This is a genomic window from Streptococcus sp., from assembly GCF_019414905.1.
Taxonomy (GTDB): domain Bacteria; phylum Bacillota; class Bacilli; order Lactobacillales; family Streptococcaceae; genus Streptococcus.
Map to the genome: position 1 here is coordinate 1 of NZ_DXLC01000115.1, position 2,094 is coordinate 2,094.

General features: G+C 40.3%; 3 protein-coding genes. 2 read left to right on the forward strand and 1 reads right to left on the reverse strand.

Annotated elements, in window-relative coordinates:
• Positions 1-118: 118 nt before the first annotated feature.
• Positions 119-832, reverse strand: a complete 714-nt coding sequence (rsmG, locus tag QZ359_RS03540) for a 16S rRNA (guanine(527)-N(7))-methyltransferase RsmG (protein WP_293960074.1) — start codon at positions 830-832, stop codon at positions 119-121.
• Positions 833-925: 93 nt separating this feature from the next.
• Between rsmG and QZ359_RS03545 the strand changes: the two genes are divergently transcribed.
• Positions 926-1,486, forward strand: a complete 561-nt coding sequence (locus QZ359_RS03545) for a LemA family protein (RefSeq protein ID WP_000219846.1) — start codon at positions 926-928, stop codon at positions 1,484-1,486.
• A gap of 1 nt (position 1,487) precedes the next feature.
• A partial coding sequence (locus QZ359_RS03550; protein WP_293960080.1) for a M48 family metalloprotease occupies positions 1,488-2,094 on the forward strand: 607 nt, incomplete at its 3' end.

Here is a 2,094-nt window from a genome sequence, read left to right on the forward strand (position 1 = left end):
TTTAAAGAGTTTCAAATATTTCTGTGTCTTCGTCACCTCACGGGATGACATTAAAAACCTTTGCTTGTGATAGTATAGCAGAAATTACGAACTTTGTAAATATTTTTTACTAAAAAATTTAAAGTGGGCGTTTATTGGGCATACCAGCCTTACGTGGATATTTATTTGGTGTTTCTTTTTTCTTTTCTACCACTGTGATGTAGCGCGGATCTCCATTAGGTAGAGCGTAGCTGAGATTGTCTTCGACCTTACTAAAAAGGAGGTTGAGGGCATTCTTAGCTTCTAATAATTCCTCAGGCGCATTGCTAGCCTTGAGTGCTAATAGTTTTCCGCCAACTTTAAGGTAGGGGATAGTCAATTCAGACAAGACCTGCATACGGGCAACCGCACGAGCTGTTACAAAATCATATTGAGCACGGAAATTCTTGTCTTGGGCAAAATCTTCTGCACGTCCATGGTAGAAATGAACACCGTCCAAATCCAGTTCTTGAGACAAAAGTTGGAGGAAGTTGATGCGCTTATTGAGCGAATCAATGATAGTCACATCAAGCTGAGGATAGAGAATTTTCATCGGCAGACTAGGAAATCCTGCCCCAGCTCCAATATCAAGAAGTTTGATAGTTTCATTGGGAATCAAACCTTGAAGAATGGGTGCAATCGAATCGTAAAAATGTTTGAGATAAACTTCTTCTTTATCTGTAATAGCGGTCAGGTTAATTTTTTCATTCCATTCGACCAAGAGTTCAAAATACCGTTCAAATTGGTTCTTTTGCTGGTCCGAAAGTGGAAGATTTTGCTCAGCTAGTAGGCTGTAAAATGTTTCTGGTTTCATAGTAGTTTCCTTCTCTAGTATCATCTTATTTTACCACAATCATTAAAAATTTGATATACTGGTACTAATCTAAAAGTAGAAAGGACTTATATAATGACTTGGATTATTCTTGGAGTTTTAGCTCTTGTTGTTATTTTTGTGATCGTTAGCTATAACGGTTTGGTTAAAAATCGTATGCAAACAAAGGAGGCTTGGAGTCAGATTGATGTTCAGTTGAAACGTCGAAATGATCTCTTGCCAAACTTGATTGAGACTGTAAAAGGTTATGCCAAATATGAAGGTTCTACCCTTGAAAAGGTGGCAGAACTGCGTAACCAAGTGGCAGCAGCGACTTCACCAGCAGAAGCTATGAAAGCTAGTGATGCCCTCACTCGTCAGGTTTCAGGTATTTTTGCAGTTGCAGAAAGCTATCCAGATTTGAAAGCTAGTGCCAACTTTGTTAAATTGCAAGAGGAGTTGACAAACACAGAAAATAAAATTTCTTACTCCCGTCAACTCTACAACAGTGTTGTCAGCAACTACAATGTAAAATTAGAAACTTTCCCAAGCAATATTATCGCTGGAATGTTTGGCTTTAAAGCAGCAGATTTCCTTCAAACACCAGAAGAGGAAAAGGCAGTTCCTAAAGTTGATTTTAGCGGTTTAGGTGACTAAGATGTTGTTTGATCAAATTGCAAGCAATAAACGAAAAACGTGGATTTTGTTGCTGGTATTTTTCCTACTCTTAGCTCTTGTTGGCTATGCGGTTGGTTACCTCTTTATGCGATCTGGGCTTGGTGGTTTGGTTATCGCACTGATTATCGGCTTTATCTATGCTTTGTCCATGATTTTTCAATCAACAGAGATTGTCATGTCCATGAATGGAGCGCGTGAGGTTGATGAGCAAACGGCACCAGACCTTTACCATGTAGTGGAAGATATGGCTATGATGGGTCAGATTCCCATGCCACGAGTTTTCATCATTGATGATCCAGCCTTAAATGCTTTTGCGACAGGTTCTAATCCTCAAAATGCGGCGGTTGCTGCGACGTCAGGTCTCCTAGCTATCATGAATCGCGAGGAGCTAGAAGCTGTTATGGGACATGAGGTTAGTCATATTCGTAATTACGATATCCGTATTTCGACTATTGCTGTCGCTCTCGCTAGTGCTATCACCATGCTTTCTAGTATGGCAGGTCGTATGATGTGGTGGGGTGGCGCAGGTCGTAGACGAAGTGACGATGATCGAGATGGAAATGGCTTAGAAATCATTATGCTAGTGG

What these genes read in the sequence shown, in the direction of transcription:
- rsmG (WP_293960074.1), bottom strand. Translation starts at nt 832, where the DNA reads ATGAAACCAGAAACATTTTACAGCCTACTAGCTGAGCAAAATCTTCCA.
- QZ359_RS03545 (WP_000219846.1), top strand. Translation starts at nt 926, where the DNA reads ATGACTTGGATTATTCTTGGAGTTTTAGCTCTTGTTGTTATTTTTGTG.